This window comes from Chryseobacterium sp. Leaf201 (genome assembly GCF_001421435.1).
GTDB lineage: Bacteria > Bacteroidota > Bacteroidia > Flavobacteriales > Weeksellaceae > Chryseobacterium.
Window position 1 is genome coordinate 57,768 of the sequence record NZ_LMKA01000079.1, and the last position, 20,589, is coordinate 78,356.

The following is a 20,589-nucleotide window of genomic DNA, read 5'->3' on the forward strand; positions in this document are numbered from 1 at the left end:
CCGGATATTAATTGTATGATAAATATCAATTCATTAATTTATTTAGAATAATTAAAAACAATATATTTGCAAAAAAAAATTGCGTTTCATGAAAAATGTACTGATCTGTGCCTCGCTGTTAGGTTCTATGCTGACTTTCGCACAGGAAAATGATACTGTTAAAGCTAATATTGAAGAAGTTATTATTAATACGTATATCAAGAAAGACAGTGACTATTCAAACAAAATGCCTTTAAAGGCGATTGAAGATCCACAGGTTTTTTCATCTATCAATAGAAATATTTTAGAAAATCAGGCAATTTTCACAATTGACGATGCGTATAGAAACGTTACGGGATTACAGAAAATGTGGACGGCAACAAGCAGAGCCGGTGACGGAGGATCTTTTGTCGTATTAAGAGGGTTTCCTTCCAACAACTCTTTAAGAAACGGATTGGTATCTCCTGTTACCACAACAATAGACGCGATCAACATTGAAAGGCTTGAAGTATTAAAAGGACCTTCAGGAACTTTATACGGAAGCAATGTAGCATCTTATGGAGGTCTGATCAATAGAATCACCAAGAAACCTTTTGAAAGCTTCGAAGGCCAGGTAAGCTTGATGGGTGGCAGTTATAATACCTACAGAGCGCAGGCTGATATAAATACACCGCTTACGAAAGATAAAAAATTACTTTTCAGAATCAATACGGCTTATACCAACGAAGGAACATTCCAGAAAACCGATGCAAAAAACTCATATTTTGCTTTTACACCGTCGTTAACGTATAATCTGAACGACAGATTACAGTTTAATGTAGAATATGAAATGTTCAATACAAGAGCTGTTGGGGATCCTTTTTTCTTCTACCTTTCACCGGCTTTAGGGGTTGATAATATGAAAGACCTGGAAAAGAAGGGATTGAATTATAAAGAATCCTACACCGGAGATGATCTTTACACGACAGCAAGGGTGAATAATATCTTCGGTCAGATTAATTATAAAATCAATGATAATATTAAGTCTTCTACAAACATCAATAGTTCTTCAAGTTACTCGGATGGTTTCGGACCTTACTTTTCTGTTGGTTTAGATGCTAATAATTCATTGACTGTTTCAAGATTCGACCAGGGAACAAGAGACAGCAGAAAAAAATATTTCCAGGCTCAGCAGAATTTTAATTTCGATTACACGTTCGGAAACGGAATGAGAAACAGAACCGTAGTAGGTTTTGATTATTTGAAGACAAAAGACAGGTCGCGTTATATTTATTTAACGGTGAGCGGTGCAGGCAGTTTTAACAACCCTGTTTCTGCAAATGGAGCAGATTATTCAGATTTCAACGGAACTGTATTAGGGAATCTTTACAACAACCCTTCAAATATTGGTAACTTTGACAGTGACGCAGATATTAACACCTATAGCGGATACATTTCCAACGTTTTCACACCCGTTACAGGGCTTAATATTGTGTTTGGGCTCCGTTATGAAAGCAACAATGCTAAAGAAGGTAAATATTTCATGTCTGTTGTTGAAGGGTACGATCAATCCGCATGGTCTCCTAAAGCAGGTTTAGTGTATCAGATCATTCCGGATAAATTCTCAGTTTTCGGAAACTATCAGAACAGTTTTAAAAGTAATGGATATTATACACAGGATTTCGCAGGGAGCATAGCACTGGCTGACCCTGAAAGAGCCAATCAGTTTGAAGGAGGTTTTAAAGCAAACCTTATCAACGGGAAAATTAATGCCTCGGTAAGTTACTATGATATCAAAGTAAAGAACCTCTTAATTGGGACAGGACAGTTTACTCCTACGGGAACTTCTGTTCAGACTCAGGCTGGTGAAACGCACAGCAAAGGAGTTGAATTGGAAGTAAATGCCTATTTAATTAAAGGCTTCTCCCTAATCGGGGGTATTGCTTACAATGATATAAAAGATGTAGCTTCAGGGTTAAGACCAAGTACAGGCGGATCGCCATGGTTAGGTAACTTTAATGCAAGTTACCAGTTCTTGGACGGAAGGCTTAAAGGTTTCGGAATTGGTGTCGGAGGAAATTATGCAAGTGAAAACAAGATCTTAAATCAATTAAATGCTGTAACCAGCAATATTGATAAATTCATACTTCCTACTTACTTTGTATTAAATGCCAACGCATTTTATGATGCGAAAAAATTCAGGATCGGGGTGAAAGTTGACAACTTTACCAATCAGCATTACTGGATAGGATATACAACTGCAAACCCACAAAAGCTTATCAATGCTTTGGGAACTGTTACTTACAAATTTTAACAATTGATAATTACAACTGCTATTCCTGAAAAATTTCAGGAATAGTTTATTTTAAATGAGAAAGAAGCATCATCACAAGAAGAAACCTTCTTTTATAAAAAAATGGTCTGCCAAACTGCATCTGTGGTTTGGCTTATCCGTTGGATGCATCATTTTTATTGTTTCCCTTACCGGAACCATGTATGTTTTTAAAGATGAAATCCAGAATCAGCTGAGGAAAGATGCAGTCTATGTAAAAACTGAACCGGGTATCCACCAGCATCAGCCGCTTTCCATTGCAGTCCTTAAAGAAAAAGTTTCTCTGGAAACCCGGGAAGAATTTCCGGTCAGTTCAGTAGAAATTCCTTTGGACAGAAGCAAAACGTACAAGTTTCTTTATTACGAAAAAGACAAACAGGCGTGGAACTATTTTGATGAGGTAAAAATCAATAAGCTGGTATATGTAAATCCGTACACCGGGCAGATCCGGGGGATTTACAATGAAAAGTATGACCTCTTCCCTATCCTGAAGTCCATCCACTGGAGCCTGCTGTTAAAAGCAGACTGGGGAAAATATGTCGTGGGAATCCCGACCGTATTGTTTATCATCATGCTGATCACCGGCATTATCCTGTGGTGGCCCAAAAATAAAAATGCCAGGAAAACACGCTTCGGCTTCGACTGGAAAAACGTAAAAACATGGAAACGTAAAAACTATGACCTCCATAATGTATTGGGGTTTTATGTTTCATTTATTGCATTGTTGTTAAGCCTTTCAGGAATTTATTTCGCCTATCCGTGGGTGAAAAACGCATTCAATTTTACATTGTCCGGTTCAGCTGAGCTTCCAAGAGAAAAAGAAATTAAATCCCCGGATTCACTGCTGGCAAAAAACAGTTCGGTTTATGATCTCGCCGCCCGTCAGACCCAGGCCCTGTACCCGGGATCTTCAAGCTTCAGGATACCGCTGAACGGAAAAAATAAAAAAGGAAAAGAATTAAAAAATATTCCGGTCACCGTCTATGGTGAAGACGGGAAATTTGCCGTAAGAAACCAACTGGCTTTCGATAAATATTCAGGGAAACTGCTGGTAAACAAACCTCATCAGGAGCTCACTGCCGCAGAACAGTATGCCCACGCCAATTATGATATCCATACCGGTTCTTATTTCGGGCTGATTGGGAAGATCATCTGGTTTATGGCAGGCTTACTCTGCACCTCATTGCCTGTAACCGGATTTTTGGTCTGGTGGGGGAAAAGAAAAAAACAAGGAAAAAAAATATAATGAAAAAGGCTCTTTTATCAGTGGCTTGTCTGGGAACCGTTACTGCATTTGCGCAGGGTACAGACAGTTTACAGACCAGAAATGTAGATGAGGTGGTATTAACAGCTTCCCGGAAAAAAGAAAGCATAAAGGAAATTCCGGGTTCGGTTACCATTGTAGGCAGGAAACAGATCCAGTCGCAATTAACCGTTAATTCAGATATAACAAACATTTTACAGTATACCATTCCCAGTCTGGCTACCAGTTCGGGAATGACTACCAACAGCGGGCAGACCCTCAGAGGCCGACAGGTTCTGGTACTGATTGACGGGATCCCGCAGTCTACCCCACTGAGAAACGGTTCCAGGGACATCAGATCCATTGATCCTTCCGTAATTGAAAGGATTGAAGTTATCAAAGGGGCATCTTCCATTTACGGCAACGGTGCCGACGGAGGTATCATCAATTACATCACCCGGAGATCAGACAGTGACCGGAAAATCTCGGGACAGTCGCAGATTGGCGTTACCGGGCAGCTTTACGGCGGCACATTAGGTTTCAGGGCAAGCCAGCTGCTGTCCGGAAAGATTACTGAAAATTTCGATTACGTAGCATCACTGGCTTATGAAAGAACAGGATACATGAAAGATGCAGATGGTGTCAGCCTCAGCCCTACATCAAGCCCTGCCAAAATGGACAATTACAACGGGATGATCAAACTGGGCTATACACTGAATGATAACCAGAGAATTGAAGCGGCCTATATCGGTTACGCATCAAGATCAGATTTGAATTTAGGCTTGAGAACAGGGAAATACGGCCTTATTCCCACCATTGGCGAAGGCGAAGGGAAGGGTCTTGAAACCACGCCGCAGGGTACCCCGAGAAACCACAATTTTAAACTGAGCTACGACAATAAAAACCTGTGGAAAGGTACATCACTGAACATCAACCTGTACCTGCAGGATTTCAGAACGGTTTACGGATACAGCGATACTTTCTTAAACGGAGGCCAGTCCAATGTCATTTCAAAAAAGAAAGGGGCAAGGATAAATTTTGATACCCGGCTTTGGAACGCACAGAATTCCCAGGCTGAAATGATCTACGGAGCTGATATTTTAAATGACCAGACCGTACAGAAACTGGAAGACGGCCGCTACTGGACCCCGGATATGGATATGACGAATATAGCGCCTTTCATGCTCGTAAAAATTGATCTTTTTAAAAAATTAATCCTTAAAGGAGGCTTTCGCTATGAAAATATAAAAGTGAAAACAGGCGATTTTAATACCCTTTCAAGTATTAAAAATGACGGGACGTTTACCAAAAGTATTTTTGTGACAGGAGGCAATCTTGAGTACAATGCCCTGGTAGGAAATATCGGGTTCCGGTACAACATCAATCCTGCTATTAATCTTTTCGGGAGTTTTTCACAGGCCTACTCCATCAATGAACTGGGGAGAATCCTGAGAACCTCCACTTCTGATACCATCAGTAACCTTGAAACGAAACCGATCATCGTTAATAATTATGAATTCGGGGCAACAGGCCAGATCAGTAAAGGGATCAATTATGAATTAACTTCTTATGTAAGCACTTCAAAGCTCGGTGCCTCATTCATTCAGAGTCCGGACCGGGCCTTGATGATCCAGCGCGCACCGGAAGTGGTATACGGTGTTGAAGGGTTTCTGCATTTCACGCCTACAGAACGCATCAGTTTCGGAGGCAGCTACAGCTGGATGGAAGGCATTACTTCCCCGAAAGACGACGGCGATTATTCAACAAAAATCAATAACAGCAGAATTTCCGCACCTAAAGTACTGGCTTATATCCAGGTAAAACCTTTACGGAACCTGTCTGTAGGACTGGATATGCTTCACGCTTTTGAGCAGGACCGGTTTGAACCGAATGCAAAAACAGGCCTGTATGTGTACGGAGAAGGGAGAATCCCGGATTATACCATTTTCAATTTCAGGTCAAGATATGAAGTCAACAAGAACTGGAAGCTTTCCCTGGGTATTGAAAACCTTTTCAACCGCCTGTATCAGCCGACCATTGCCTGGTGGGCAGCCCGTGACAGTGATTTCGCGAATTCTTTAGGGATGAGGGGGACCTTCATGGCTGAATATAGATTTTAATTAATCTAAATAAATTTAAAGTTTATCTTTGCAAAAGTTTTATCAGCATGAGAAAGAAGCATCACCATAAAAAGAAACCCAGCGCATTTAAGAAGTGGACCGGCAAACTGCATTTGTGGCTTGGGCTGGGTGTGGGCTTTCTGATCTTTATCATCTCCATTACCGGAGCTTTATTTGTTTTCAAAGACGAAATTGAAAACTTTACAAGACAGGATGTCATCTATCATAACGAACAGAATATTGACCGGAAAGAAGTTCTTCCGATCCGTACGCTGGAAAAAGCAGTTGTGGAACAGGTAAAAGAAAAGTATCCGGTGCATTGGGTAAATATCCCGATTGATAAAAAAATGTCCTACCTCTTCTACTGGTATGAACATGACCCGGAAGCCTGGAATTATTTTGATGAATTTCCGATCTATAAAGCGGCTTACGTAAACCCGTACACCGGTAAAGTACTGGAAACATACGATGAAAAGAACGGTTTTTTCCAGATCGTAAAGATGATCCACTGGAGTTATCTCCTGAAGCAGTCCTGGGGAACATACCTTGTTGGCATCCCGGTGATTATTTTCATGATTATGCTGATCTCCGGAATTATTCTCTGGTGGCCGAAAAATAAAGCGGCGAGAAAACAGCGGTTCTCCTTCAAATGGCAGAATGTAAAAAGCTGGAAAAGGAAAAACTATGACCTTCACAATGTCTTAGGTTTTTATGCTTCCATATTTGCGCTGATTTTTTCCGTTACGGGATTATTCTATGCATTTTTCTTTGTGCAGGCAGCCATCTATTTCATTTTCTCTGGCGGGAAGACACAGTACCCCGACTTTTCATCAATTAAAACCAAAGCACCGATTGAACTGAGAACGGAAGGAACCCTGGATAAGATCAGCAATACAGTAAAAGCTAAATATCCGGATTCTTACGGGTTTTCCATTGATCTGGGGCATCCGCATATGGATGATCACGAACACCCGCATTTTGAAGTGTACGTAAAACATTTATCCTATTCTTATCATAAAAGCAGCAGTCTTATTTTTGATGAAAATTCCGGCGACCTGCTGCATACCCACGATATGAAAGACAAAAATTTCGGTGAAAAAGCAGTCGGAGCCAATTATGACATCCACGTAGGATCCATTTTGGGGCTTCCTACAAAGATCATTGCCTTTATGGTAAGCCTCATATGTGCCTCATTACCAGTAACCGGATTTATGATCTGGTGGGGCAGAAGGAAAAAGAAAACGGTAAAAACCGCCTGAAAAAAAAATTCAATAATTATTTAGTTAATAATCCATTAATACAATCTTTTTTATAATTTTAACCTTTTAGAATTTTAGAAGTAGAAAATGTCATTAATCGATTTATCAAAAAACGTTGCCCTAGGAATTGACATAGGCGGCACGAATACCAAATTTGGAGTGGTCAACCACCGGGGTGAAGTTCTTGAGAAAGGAAATCTCCGTACAGATGCTTATGAAACTGTAGAACAGTATATCGATGCGCTGTATGAAAATATTTATCCTTTAATAGAAAGGCACAGCAAAGAAAGAACGTTTGAAGGAATCGGTATCGGGGCTCCCAATGGCAATTACTATACAGGAACCATTGAACAGGCTCCGAACCTGCCATGGAAAGGCGTAATCCCGTTCGGGAAACTGATGACTGAAAAATTCAATCTCCGTTCTACGGTAACCAATGATGCCAACGCAGCCGCTTACGGTGAAATGCTTTTCGGGGCAGCCAGGGGAATGAAGGATTTTATCATGATTACTTTAGGGACAGGCGTGGGAAGCGGAATTGTGGCCAGCGGAAAACTGATCTACGGACATGACGGATTTGCAGGAGAACTGGGACATACGATTGTAAAACCGGGCGGACGGAAACACTGGAGCACAGGTTCTGAAGGTTCCCTTGAAGCCTATGCCTCTGCAACAGGAATTGCCATTACGGCAAAAAAAATGCGGGCGGAATTCCCGGAATCCATGCTGAGCCAGTTCCCGGAAGAGTCAATCAATTCTAAAACCGTTCACGAATGCGCTCTTAAAGGCGATCCTATTGCCATTGAAGTCTTCAGGTATACCGGACAGAAATTAGGGGAGGCACTGGCCAATTTTGTCATGTTCTCGTCTCCGCAGGCCATTCTTCTGTTCGGAGGAGTGATTAAAGCCGGGGATTTTATCCTGAAACCAACCAAGCTTCATATGGAAAGGAACCTGCTTCCGATCTTCAGAAACAAAGTAAAACTGGTATTCAGTGAGCTGGATGAGGCGGATGCTGCTATTTTAGGAGCGAGTGCTTTGGTCTGGGAAAATTAATCTGAATTTATTTTTAAGTATATGAGCATCCTTTTGGGATGCTTTTTTTGTTATGGACTAAGTTATTAACGCAAAGATTTATAAAGTGAACTGTTGATTTTAGGGAAGCAAAGACAAATGAATTTGCTGCGCGAAGCTTGCGTTACAGCTTCATCAAATCAACCTGTTGATTCTTCTTTGCTCACTAAAATAAGCATGAAAAAGATAAAACTTTGCGTTTAAAATGACTCACAGATAATGCTGAAAAAGGCAAAGGTTGAATTGTTTAATTCTCCCACAGATTACACAGATATTTATATTATATTTTCCTGTGATTTATTTGTCTTATCTATCAGTTTAATTTGTGTTTAAGAGCGGCTTTTTAATGGTAAATGGAAAAGTTTTTGCTATTTTTGATAGGCTTTTTCTCTACCATTCTTACGGAGAAAACAGGTAAATACAATAATCAATTTTAAAATGGATAACAATAATTTAGAACAGATCACTTTCGGCGGCGGCTGTTTCTGGTGTGTCGAAAGCTGTTTCAATATGCTGAAAGGCGTAAAATCTGCTGTTTCAGGATATTCGGGAGGCCATAAAGACAACCCGACCTATGAAGAAGTCTGCACCGGGCAAACCGGACATGCAGAAGTGGTACAGATCACATATGATCCGGCAGTTATTTCTTACGGACAGTTAATGGATGTATTCTTTTTCCTTCACGATCCTACCCAGCTGAACAGGCAGGGGAATGATGTAGGGACCCAATACCGTTCTGTTATTTACTATAAAGATGATGCTGAAAAGGCAAAAGCTGAAGAAGCAGTCAAAGCATCACAGGAATCAGGAAGATGGACAGGAACTTACGTGACAGAATTAACCCGGTTTGAAAAATTCTGGCCGGCTGAACAGTACCACCAGGGATATTATAATGAAAATCCTACACAGCCTTACTGCAGCGCCGTTGTAGGCCCGAAAATCCAGAAATTCAAAAAACATTTCGGAGAACTGGGAATGCTGAATGAGGCGTAATCTTTAAGCTTCGGCTGAAACTGATGGATTTATTTTTTGTTAATCAGGCTAAAGTCCGTTCTTATTGATAAAAAATGCATTAATAGTTTGTCATTCCGCAGGAATCTGAGCAATGATTATCATTAAAAATAAATCCGGATTCTATTGAATAGGACATAAAACAAAAGCGGGGAGACTTAGTAATCTCCCCGCTTTCTCTTTACATAAAAATAATAATCTTTGATATGAAGAAATCTAATATCCGGGATTTTGGGTAAAATCCGTCGAGGCATCTATTGTTGCCTGAGGAATCGGGAAAATTCTGCGGTAAGGCTGGGAAGCCGGCTTTGCGGTTCCTGCAAGATCAAACTTTCCGAACCTGATCATGGCCTTTCTCCTGTACATTTCCCAATAAAGCTCGTATCCTGACTCTTTAAACAGCGTATTGGCATCAAGGGAGGCAATGGCTACACCGGGAGCATTGTTAAACAAAGCTTCACGGGTCCTGCTTGTTCTCAGTTTATTAATATCATTCAATGCTGCGGTTACATTCTGGCTTCTGAAATACGCTTCTGCTCTCATCATATAGATGGTTCCTAATCTGTACAACGGTACATCCATTCCGCTCGTCCCGTTATTTCCGTATCCGGGATCGAACTCGAACTTAAAGTTTCTTACGCCCCTGTTGATCTGTGCCTGGGTAAATACGGCTTCTGAGGGTTTATCAAAATTCAGTTCCGGCGTAAAGTCCGCTGCCAATGTTGTATTTTTCTCTGTAAATAATTTATACACTTTAATTCTTCCGTCTGCAGTTGTCTCAAAGTTTCCGTTAACGATCTTCGGGCCATACTGCTGGCCTACCTGCAATCCCCTGTTGAAATGGAACCACGGTTTTCCCGTTCCTTCCACTTTGCTTGTTGATGGCACGCTTACATCGGTCCCGTCATTTCTGAACCAGGTTCCGTCGGCATACTGATAATGCCTGTGGAAACGCGGATCTTCGAAATTCCCGTTCCATGAATAATAGAACTCCGGAGTCACACAGTTGGCATTGGTTCCCCTGTTATCAGGCGACGGCTTCTGGATTCTTTCCATAGACATATACGCCAGATCATTATCTGAACCTTTGTCTGAATTCGCAATTTTCTTCTGAACGACCGTAAAGATCATTTCCTTACTCGTATTATTGTCAATATCAAAATTGTGGAAATAATTAGACTCTAAGCTGAAAAGCGGATTAGTGATCAGTAAAGTGGAATACTGGATTACTTTATCCATATCCGTTCCTCCTCCGTTAACCGCCTGTTCTGTAAAATTGAACGTGGCTGCCGTTTTATTCTTTATAACCGCCCGGTTAAGGTACATATCTGCCAATAATGCATAAGCTGCCTGTTTTGTAAATCTTCCGGCATGCGTATTCTGGGTTTTAAGGTCTGCCAGGTTCGGAATAAGCCCTTCCACTTCGGTGATTAAGGCATCAATGGTAGTTTCTGCTTTTCTGATTTCGATCGGAGCATTGATATTATCCGGATCCCGGTAAGGAGCCTGTCCAAACAGATCGATTGTTGTATAGGTATAATAGGCTAATAATCCTTTCGCTTCCGCTAAAAATAATGTTTTATTGGCCCCGGTACTTTTGCTGGCACTGGATATTGCCGTTAAAGATTTTGTAATCCCAAAGTTCAGTTGGTTCCATGTATTTTTTACCACATCATTATTCGCATCCCAGGTGAACTCGTGCATCGCTCTCCATTTTCCGCCGTCTCCCCAGTCGCTTCCCCTTGTCGGCAACAATGCCTCATCCGTAGAATATTCCTGTAAAGCAAATACGCTTCCATGGTCTACAAAAGTTCCCTCGCCAAGCTGGCTGTAAGCCGCAGCCAGAGCAGCCTCAGAATCTGCAATTTCAGAACCTAAAACCTCATCGATTACTTTTTCATCCAGATTGGTACATCCAACCAAAGCCAGTACAGCAACGGATAAAACGATCTTATTAATATTTAAAAATTTAGACTTCATAATTTCTTTTAACTTAAATTAAAATTTAACGGTTGCTCCAAAAATGAAAGTTTTCGCAGATGGATACGTGGTGTAATCAATTCCCAGAGACTGATTACCTCCCACCTGTTTGTTGGTATCAACAAGCGGATCATAGCCCGTATAATTGGTAATGGTAAATACATTCTGTGCGCTTACGTAAAGATTGATACTTTTCAAAAATTTCAGTTGGTTCATATCGAAAGTATACCCCAATCTTACATTATTCAGACGGATAAAATCTGATTTTTCAAGGTATAATGAAGATAATTGCGGCTGGTTGGTAAAGCTCGCTCCTGAATCGTAGAAGTTTTTCAAAACGTTTCTGTCTGATGCCAGGTTATTGATATTTAAGTCCAACGCTGTATTATTTACCAAATAACCTCCGGTCTGCCCGATAAAAGAGAATGCAAAATCAAACTTTTTGTATTTCATATAAGAATTGATCCCGAAAGTGAAATTAGGAATAGCTCCTTCAAAAATCTTTCTGTCATTCTGATCGATTCTTCCATCTGTATTGACATCTTCATAAATGTATTTTCCGTTGGCATCAACCCCTAAATAATTATACATGTAAAAAGATCCTGCTTCATATCCGTTTTTATAAATATTAGCGGTAACCCCGGAAAGTCCGGGCCCTGAAACTTCTCCCGAATAAATTGCCGAAACAGGCAGATCTTTCACCACATTATTTACCGTGGCTCCGTTTACATCAAAATTCCAGGTAAAATTTTCATTCCTGATGATTTCTGAACCTAAAGACAACTCAAAGCCTTTATTAATAATCTGTGCATCAACATTTTTCCAGACTGTACTTGTCGGGCTTAATGGCCTTGAAGGAATATTCAAAATCGGATCTTTTGTCGTTTTATGGTAATATTCCAATGATCCGTACAACTTATTTTTTAATAAGCTGAAATCTGCACCGATGTTAGTTTGCTCCACCACTTCCCATTTCAGGTCAGGATTTACCGTTCTGTTAATAGAAACACCGTTAATCAGATTTAAATTATCATACAAATAATATCCCGCAGCCTGTGTCAGTGAAGAACTTGCCTGCGTAATTTTATTCGGAACTTCCTGGTTACCGGTCTGTCCCCAGCTTCCTCTTAATTTCAATTCATTAATAATTTGAGAATCCTTCAGGAAATTTTCATTAGAAACTGTCCAGCCCACCGCAACAGACGGGAAATACCCATATTTGTTATTGTCTCCGAAACGTGTGGAACCGTCCGCTCTTAAAGAAGCGGTTAATAAATATTTTTTGTCAAAATTATAATTTACCCTTCCGAAATACGACTGCAGGTCATTTTCCTGGGCATAACCAGCTCCCGGAACAAATGCCGTTCCCGAATATCCGGGATTAATGTCCGGTGCAATTCCCGCTCCCTGGGCTGCAATATCTTTTACGCCGAAAAACGTTCCTGTAGATTTGAATTTCTGATAAGAGAATCCGCCCAACAGACTGAAATTATGTTTATTTAAATTAAAATCATACGTTAAATAATGTTCTAAAAGCACATTATAAGAATCCAGGTTTGCCTGAACGTAAGCTCCTTTAGGCGTTCTGTCTGTAAGGTTCGGATACATCGTTGTATTTCTTTCAGACATCGTTTTATCAATCCCTAAATTGAATTTGTAATTTAATCCCGGAAGTATTCTCAACGTTGCTTCGGTATTCCCCAATACCCTGAATGTATTGGTTTTATCATTATAGACACTCAGCAGATACAGCGGGTTATAATGCGCATTCATGTTGAAATTGGTGAAGTTCCCGTTTTCATCATAGACGGAACGGGTAGGATTTGCCATTAAAGCATGGATAATCAGCTGGCCGTCAGATCCTGCATTGGCGCCGTTCGGAACCCCGGTTTCCTTGATGTCACTGGCGGTAAGGTTTACTTTAACTTTCAGTCTTTTATTATCGAAGAAAGATTCTTCTGCATTCAGACGGGCCGTGGTTCTTTTAAAATTGCTGTTCAGTACAATCCCGTCCTGATCCATGTGGGAAAGGGAGGCAAAGTAATTTCCGGTCTCCGTAGCTTTTGAGAATGAAACCGAATGGTTCTGTGAAGCGGCAGTTCTGTAGATTTCATCCTGCCAGTCTGTGTTTCCGCCGTGGTCATACAGCTTGTTGATCCCGGCCGCCCTGTATTCGTCTGCCGTTAACAGATCCAGCTTTTTGATTACGGAAGAAAAGCCGAAATAGGTATCATAGGTAAACATCGGTTCTCCTCTCTTCCCTCTTTTGGTGGTTACCAGCACTACCCCGTTAGATCCTCTCGCTCCGTAAATAGCGGCCGCAGAAGCATCTTTTAAAACCGTGATGGATTCGATATCTGAAGTATTCAGAAAGTTTAACGGGTTTTTTGCCTGTGCATTCCCGAGGCCGACGTTCGGGCCTGACGCGCTTACGGCATCGTTGCTTAAAGGAACGCCGTCCACTACGAACAAAGGTGTACTTCCGCTACGGATTGAACCGATTCCCCTGATGGAAACATTAACGCCCGCTCCGGGTTCACCGCTTGACTGAACGATACGGACACCGGCGATTTTCCCCTGCATCAGATTATCCACGGAAATATTCATCCCCTCTTTGAAATTTTCTGCTTTCAGCTGACTGACTGCCCCGGTAAGGTCTGATTTTTTCTGAGAGCCATACCCTACCAGCGTTACTTCTTCAATGGAAGTTGCCTCTTTTTTTGATTTTAACTGAACGGAAACGGAAGTTCCCAAAATTTTAATCTGCTGGATTTCATAACCGTCATAAGAAACGGATAACGTCTGCCCGATGGCAGCGGAAAGGCTGTAGTTTCCCGAAGCATCGGTAACTGCTGTTGCGCCCGTTTCTACAACCGTGACTTTCGCTCCTTCTATGGAGGAACCGTCCTGGTCCGTTATTGTTCCGGTAATGGTTTCACCGGCCTGAAAAGAAACAGAATACGCTGCCGTAAGTCCTTCTGCATGGGCCTGATGGCCCATAAGGAACAATAATGCGACAGGAATTAGTTTTTTAAACTTAAAAAAATTAAATTTGTGGTACATATCATTAAGCTAAGTAATTGCATACGGTTACATTGCTTTTTAAAAAGCCGCTGTTGTTCCCGCAACAGTGGTTTTTCGTTTAAGCACGTTAGTTTTTATTTCGGCCACAAAGTAAAGGCATCTGTACGGCAATCGTTTTAACCTAATATTATCTTAAAATCAAAAAATATTCATACACATGAAATGATAAAAACAAACCGCATTCATTATCAAAGGCTTACAATAAGGCATTTTCTTGTATTTACAGAATCGTAAAAAAGACTTAACATACTGTATAAATGTTATGCGGGCGGGAGTTGCTAATTTCGCCTTTACAAAAATCATCGCAATGAAAAAGGCTGTCCTTGCAGTTCTGTATCTCTCTCCTCTGAATCTTTACTGGTCACAATCCCATTCTCCGGAGGACTTAAAGATCAATGAAATCCAGGTTATCGGTTCTCATAATTCTTATAAAAAGGCCATCCTGCCGGAGGTATACCAATATTTATCCCGGAAGGATTCCATGAATTTCCTACCGAGGATCCAGTATGAACATATCCCGGTTCCCCAGCAGCTGGACCTGGGATTAAGGAATCTTGAAATTGATGTATATGCGGACAGCAAAGGCGGAAAATATGCCCATCCCAAAATACTGGACCTGGTGAAAACCACCGAACCTTTTGATCCGGAAGGGAAAATGAAAAAGCCGGGCTATAAAATGATCCATATTACGGATATTGATTATCAGACCTGGTATTATACTCTGGAAGACTGCCTGAAAGACCTGAAAAAATGGTCTGACGCACACCCTGGCCATACGCCTGTTTTCATTACACTGGAACCCAAAGACGGAAAAGCCAATCAGTTCGGGACAGAACCGGAACATTACACCGCAAAGCTTTTTGATGAACTGGACCATAAATTGAAAAAATATTTAGGGAAAGATAAAATCATTACGCCGGACGACATCCGCGGATCTTATAAGACGTTGAATGAAGCAGTTCTGCATAAAAACTGGCCGAAAATGAAAGATGCCAAAGGAAAATTCCTGTTTGTACTGGATAACAACAGCGAAAACAGGGATCTTTATATGAAAGACCACCCATCTTTGAAGGGAAGAATGGTTTTTACCAACTCAGCACCGGGAACCGCTGAGGCAGCCGTTTTACTGATGAATGATCCGGGCCCCGAGATTGCAGACCGGGTAAAACAAGGATACATTGTACGGACGAGAGCGGATGCTGATACGATGGAAGCGAGGAAAGAAGATTATTCAAGGTTTGAAAAGGCAAAAAAAAGCGGGGCGCAGGTGATTACCACAGATTATTATCAGCCCAGCAGGCTTTTTAAATCCGGTTACAAAATCAGTTTCGATCAGGATGCCAAATCCAAATATGAAAGAATAAACCCGGTAAACGGAAAATAAGAACATTTTTACGATTAGATTTTATAGGAAAAGGCTGTCAGGTTTCTGATGGTCTTTTCTGTTTTCAGCTGATTGGTGTCGTTCCCACAGATTCCACGGATTTATACAGATTTTTAAATTACAGCCTTCTGATTTCCTGTTTTTTCAGATCTATTTCGAAATGATCTGCCGGATCTGCTTCTGACAGCAGGGAAAGAGTTTTAAAGACTGATTTCAGCTGGATCACGAACGGATCCTGAGACGGGTTATTGTGATAAAGCTTCTCCAGCACCTGATACTGCTGCAGCCTTTCTTCCGGAATATCTTTTTTTGCCAGTTCATCTGCAGACTGGAATTTATAGATATCCAAAAGCAGATCTTCAAAATTCCATGTCCTGAAATCTGCTGTACTGATTTCTTTTTCTTTTAACTGATCTTTGTCTTTAATCAGCAACAACAGGTCTTCACCATTTAATTTTTCAGCTTTTTCAACGAAACTTTTCGGCCAGTCATCAGGGATCATCCTCAAACGTACGAGTTCTTTCAAGTGAAACAGCATAAAATCATGGTACGATTCCGATTTTAAGATCTCTTTATCCCAAATGATTTTATCCGGATTACTTTTTAAAGCTTCATATTCTTTTTCATACAGAGGAAATAAGGCATCAAAACCCGGAACGGTATTTAGAACTTCCGTCTGCACTTCCATTTTAGCCGGAGAATGAATGGTCAGGATCTTATAAGCCGGAAGGTAAGCCGCCAGCGAGGGAACCTGGATGTTCACCAGCATTTTGTTCCCGGTTTTCCGGATTCCGGTATCGTTGATGTGCATGTGTCCTGCGAAATGAACCTGTAAACCGGCATCAGCAAAGGCCTTTGCCACCTCATCATCAGGCACTCTTTCCATCTGCCATTTTTTTTCACCCAATAATTTTTTGATTTCGTCCGTTGCGCCGTCATTGTAATCAATCATCGGGTAATGGGTAAAGGCAATGACTGTTTTGCCGTTCATCTTTGCTTCCTGCATGATTTTTTTCACCCATCTGATGAGGTGCTTTTTATGGCTCAGCACATTATTGTAGCCGATGCCTGCTCCTTTATAATTTAAAGCATTGTCCGGATTTTCGTGTATATTTTTCGGAATGTAGGTGTTCCCGTCAATGGCAATCATCCAGATGCCTTTCACCGGCTCCACCACATAGCTCAGGTCCGGAACAGAAAACCCTTTGGAGACTTGATACATTCTTTTGGAATAATCTGCCTGATGCAGGGCTTTTTCATAAGCATACTTTTTGAAAGCAGCCGAATCAAACGGTGTACTCCAGAACAGGTTTTCTTTTTTAGGATAGAAACCGAAGCCTTTTAATTCATTTAAAATGTCAAGGTATCCAGATGCCGCGATGTCTTTTGTAATAATATTATTTTCTGTTTTTACAAGGCTTTCTTTGCTGTAAATGCCCAATGGATTCCCGTCCTGTCCGAGAAAATCATCTTTCCCTGCATCCTGGCGGAACGGCCCTACCGGATCATGGTTTCCGGTGGTGAGGTAAAAGCTGATCCCATATTTCTCATGATACCGATCCAGAATCCTTCTTAACCCCCGAAGGTTATAAGCCTGTCCGTCATCCGAAAAATCCCCGGGCATGGCTACAATTTTAATTCCTTTTGCGGCAATATCATCCAGAGCTTTCAGGAATGCGAAATAATTCTCATTGAAAATCCGGGTGGAATGCAGCTGGGAATCCATCGTTCTCAGAATGGCCGGGTTCCCGGTACCGGGGTTGATAATTCCTTTAAAATCATGATCTGAAAAACTCCCGTACAGGTCCTGAAAATGCACATCCGAAAGAAAAGCAATCTGTACAGGCTTCTGCTGCGCCTGAAATACAGTGAACGCAAAGAGTAAAAATGAGAATATTCCTTTATTCATCTTAAAATAAGACGAAAATAAAGGAATATTTCAGGAATGGGTTTAACGGAGTTTTAAATGATTATGAAGGAATGCTATTCTTCTACAAGCAGCGGCTCTGCATTCTTTCCTGCATATTTGTCAATTATGTATGAACTGGATTTTCTTAATTCTGTTTTTGTATCCGGATCAATTCCGTCCGCTGTAAAAAATTCCACTTCCCCATAACACTTTGAGTACCATGTCCTGCCAATAGAATTTTCAACGGTCATGGTGTCTTTTCTGGTTATTCTTCGTAAAAATTTTAACTGATGTTCATTTATGGCAACTACATCAAACTCAGGACTGATATAACTGCTGTCTGTGGCAATATACCTTTCTCCGTCCCAATACATATAACTTTTTTCAACAGCCGAATCTATGCCTGACATAAAGGTTAAAGGGAATAGAGTACTTTTTTCGGCCTTGCCTTTTGAAAAAAAGACCCCGCCCGTGACTAAAAGCAATACAAAGGTCATTTCTAAAATGCCCAAACCATTTTGTTTTATAAAATCCGGCACTTTAAAATGCTGCTCATTAGTAATATTGATGATGACTTTCGAAATTTTCTCCGTTAAAGAATCTTCATCATCAACAGTTATTTTAACCGTAGTTTTATTTGCATCCTCATCTTTTTTAACAAAATTTTTAGAGAAATCAGCAAAATCTTTATAGCCTAAATACTCACTTAACTTATTTAATCTATCAGGTTGTATGTTGATATCTCTATCACCTATTATATAAGTATCATAATAACGTGAGAAGCTTTTATCATTGATCTCAAAACCTATATCTTCTTTAAAATATAGCCATAAGTAAGATGCTAAACCATTTTTTGTATCCCGCTGTGATTCTTCTTTTGCTTTTTTAAATACTTCATGAATTAGTAGTTTTTTCTTGGACATAATTAATTTTTAAGGGTATTACAAAATAGATGATTTTCCACCGTATCACATTACGGGTTTCCGTAATGGATTCCTGTCCATTTCCGTGTCCATCGATGTCCATATTCTGTCTAACCCTTGCCTTACCATTTGCCACATCTTTGCATCAGAGATCAGTGATAAACAAAACATTACAGAAACAAATTTACAAAACTGATTTCAAAATTACCAGATAAAACGGAAGAAAATATCCGGGTTGGGAAGCAGATGTTTCTCTTCCGTTTTTGAAGGTTCCTACTTCCCAAAAAATTTAAGAAGCGCTTCGAATTTTTTAAACGTGTCCCACTGTCTGCGATCGGTTTCGCAGGGAAGAACACGAATGCTTTAACATTAAATTTTTTGACAAAATGATACAATTCTTTTTAATGCTACTAGGTTTAGCATTCGGAAACCACAATGCAAATACATCATGTAACAACGATAATAACGGAACGGTAACAATCCAATTGACGAATCCAGGAGGCGGTACTGATCCGATAACAGGAACTGACCCGGGAGGTTCAGAGGGAGATACAGGAGGAGATACAGGACCAGTACGTCCTCCAAAAAATTAAGTTAGGACCACTCTGCAAAGAGTGGTTTTTTTCATTAATTTAGTAAAATGAATAAATTTTTACTTTTTTCGTTAATAATTATAATTTCTTGTAAACAAAAGCAGGCTAATAATGTTAATATAATTAAGGGCAATGAATTATACAAAGAGGGGGAAGCATTGGTTCAAAAAGATAATTTAAAGGCATATTCAAAATTTCAGGATGCTATTACCTATTATAATATACAAAAAGACTCATCAAAAATTTCCAAAAGCTTAATTTATCAAGCCATTGCACAAAACTATACAGGTGATATTTTGGGAGCTGAGGCTACATTGGTAGAAACATTAAATTATATTAAAGAACACGATGAAAGTCTTTATTCTGTATTTGGAACCTTAGGAAACATAAATTATGATCAGAAAGAATATAGTGAAGCAGAGAAATGGTACACAAAAGCTCTTAACGAATATATTAAGTCTGAAGAAGAAAAAGCTAATTTATTAAATAATAAATCTGCAGCTCAATATAGACAGGAAAAATACAGCGAAGCACTTAAAACACTAAAACAAACTAATGGATTAAGAATAACTGAAGTTAACACCATAAATAGAATTAAGGAAAATACGCTCTATATTAAATGGTTACAAAACAAAAACTATCCTGCAGAAAATGAAATTGAAAGTTTGCTTAAAAATAAATTAAAAAACGAAGACTTTTGGGGAGCCAATTCAACTTATTCTCATTTAGCAGAAATAAATCAAATTAGAAATCCTGAAAAATCACTATTTTATGCAAAAAGTATGTTGCGAAATGCTATAAAGATTAAAAGTCCAGAGGATAGATTAGAAGCTATAGAAAGACTTTTTCCTGTTAGTAATTCTTCTAATTTGAAACAAACCTTTATTGAATATAAGACTCTTCTTGATAGTATTCAAAAGAGCAGAAATGATTATAGGAAAGGATTTGCATATATTAAATATGATAGTGAAAAAAAGGAGCTGGAAAATCAAAAACTAAAACTTCAAGATTTAAAAAAGGAAGCTGCTATTTTTAAACAATACATTGGAATAGGAGTTTTGTCATTATTTTTAATCGGCGGATTCTTTTGGTACAAAAAAAGAAAGAAAAGACTTCACCAGGAAAAAGAGCTTGAAGTAAAAAAGACACAACTCAAAATGTCTAAAAAGGTACATGATGTTGTTGCCAACGGAATATATCAGGTAATGACCAAGATTGAGAATCAGGAACATTTTGACAGGGAAAAAGCCCTGGATGAACTGGAATTTGTCTACGAAAAATCACGTGATATTTCCTATGAAAAAATAGATGTCGGCAACGAAGAAAAAGATTTTGAAGAAAAAATTTCTGAACTCATCGGTTCTTTTAATAATGATAATATAAAAACATATCTTGCCGGTAATGAAAAAGAGGTTTGGAAAAATACCAGTCACCATACACAGGATGAAGTATACCAAATCATCCGTGAACTGCTTGTCAACATGAAGAAACACAGCAAAGCAGAACGGGTTGTTTTCAAATTTGAAAGAATCAACAATACCATTCATATCCAATATAAAGACGACGGAATTGGCATTCCGGGAGAATTAATTTACAGAAACGGACTGTCGAGTACGGTTTCCCGTATAGAAATTATCAAAGGAGAAATTATTTTTGACACGAAAATAGAAAGAGGACTTAAAATTAACATTTCATTTCCTATTTCTTTAAAATCTTAAA

13 protein-coding genes are annotated in these 20,589 nt (G+C 39.7%); 9 read left to right on the plus strand and 4 right to left on the minus strand.

All coding sequences use genetic code 11. The features are described 5' to 3' along the window. Positions 1-88: 88 nt before the first annotated feature. The 6 genes from ASE55_RS11775 (at position 89) to msrA (ending at position 8,979) form a co-directional block, all read left to right on the plus strand. Positions 89-2,272, plus strand: a complete 2,184-nt coding sequence (locus tag ASE55_RS11775) for a TonB-dependent siderophore receptor (RefSeq protein ID WP_056219653.1) — start codon at positions 89-91, stop codon at positions 2,270-2,272. A gap of 55 nt (positions 2,273-2,327) precedes the next feature. Then, positions 2,328-3,536 carry a PepSY-associated TM helix domain-containing protein gene (locus ASE55_RS11780; protein WP_056219656.1) on the plus strand — a complete coding sequence of 403 codons (1,209 nt, stop codon included), beginning with the start codon at positions 2,328-2,330 and terminating at the stop codon, positions 3,534-3,536. Then, the gene (locus ASE55_RS11785; RefSeq protein ID WP_056219811.1) at positions 3,536-5,653 is read left to right on the plus strand and encodes a TonB-dependent receptor; all 2,118 of its coding nucleotides are present in this window, start codon (positions 3,536-3,538) and stop codon (positions 5,651-5,653) included. The genes ASE55_RS11780 and ASE55_RS11785 overlap by 1 nt, the downstream gene beginning before the upstream one ends. 47 nt (positions 5,654-5,700) lie before the next feature. Then, complete coding sequence (locus tag ASE55_RS11790) at positions 5,701-6,912, plus strand: PepSY-associated TM helix domain-containing protein (protein WP_056219658.1); 1,212 nt, start codon at positions 5,701-5,703, stop codon at positions 6,910-6,912. A gap of 87 nt (positions 6,913-6,999) precedes the next feature. Further along, entirely contained in the window at positions 7,000-7,968 is a 969-nt protein-coding gene (locus ASE55_RS11795) for an ROK family protein (protein ID WP_056219660.1), read from the plus strand. Positions 7,969-8,424: 456 nt separating this feature from the next. Next, positions 8,425-8,979, plus strand: a complete 555-nt coding sequence (gene msrA / locus ASE55_RS11800; RefSeq protein WP_056219662.1) for a peptide-methionine (S)-S-oxide reductase MsrA — start codon at positions 8,425-8,427, stop codon at positions 8,977-8,979. Positions 8,980-9,213: 234 nt separating this feature from the next. On the opposite strand, the gene ASE55_RS11805 is transcribed toward msrA, so the two are convergent. Next, positions 9,214-10,977 carry a RagB/SusD family nutrient uptake outer membrane protein gene (locus ASE55_RS11805; protein ID WP_056219664.1) on the minus strand — a complete coding sequence of 588 codons (1,764 nt, stop codon included), beginning with the start codon at positions 10,975-10,977 and terminating at the stop codon, positions 9,214-9,216. Between the two features lie 18 nt (positions 10,978-10,995). Next, positions 10,996-14,040, minus strand: coding sequence for a SusC/RagA family TonB-linked outer membrane protein (locus tag ASE55_RS11810; RefSeq protein ID WP_056219667.1), 3,045 nt, complete (start codon positions 14,038-14,040; stop codon positions 10,996-10,998). A gap of 328 nt (positions 14,041-14,368) precedes the next feature. On the opposite strand from ASE55_RS11810, the gene ASE55_RS11815 reads away from it, so the two are divergent. Beyond that, positions 14,369-15,445 (plus strand): phosphatidylinositol-specific phospholipase C1-like protein, encoded by a 1,077-nt coding sequence (locus ASE55_RS11815; protein ID WP_056219815.1) that lies wholly within the window; start codon positions 14,369-14,371, stop codon positions 15,443-15,445. Positions 15,446-15,563: 118 nt separating this feature from the next. Here the strand turns inward: ASE55_RS11815 and ASE55_RS11820 are convergent, their stop codons facing one another. Beyond that, positions 15,564-17,354 carry a metallophosphoesterase family protein gene (locus ASE55_RS11820; protein ID WP_056219672.1) on the minus strand — a complete coding sequence of 597 codons (1,791 nt, stop codon included), beginning with the start codon at positions 17,352-17,354 and terminating at the stop codon, positions 15,564-15,566. Between the two features lie 74 nt (positions 17,355-17,428). Then, positions 17,429-18,277, minus strand: a complete 849-nt coding sequence (locus tag ASE55_RS11825; RefSeq protein ID WP_056219675.1) for a hypothetical protein — start codon at positions 18,275-18,277, stop codon at positions 17,429-17,431. 404 nt (positions 18,278-18,681) lie between these two features. Between ASE55_RS11825 and ASE55_RS11830 the strand changes: the two genes are divergently transcribed. Beyond that, a complete protein-coding gene (locus ASE55_RS11830; protein ID WP_128414559.1) occupies positions 18,682-18,870 on the plus strand; it encodes a hypothetical protein in 189 nt (62 codons plus the stop codon). Positions 18,871-18,917: 47 nt separating this feature from the next. After that, positions 18,918-20,588: a tetratricopeptide repeat-containing sensor histidine kinase gene (locus ASE55_RS11835; protein ID WP_056219681.1), complete on the plus strand. Its 1,671-nt coding sequence runs from the start codon at positions 18,918-18,920 to the stop codon at positions 20,586-20,588. The last annotated feature ends 1 nt before the right edge of the window (position 20,589 follow it).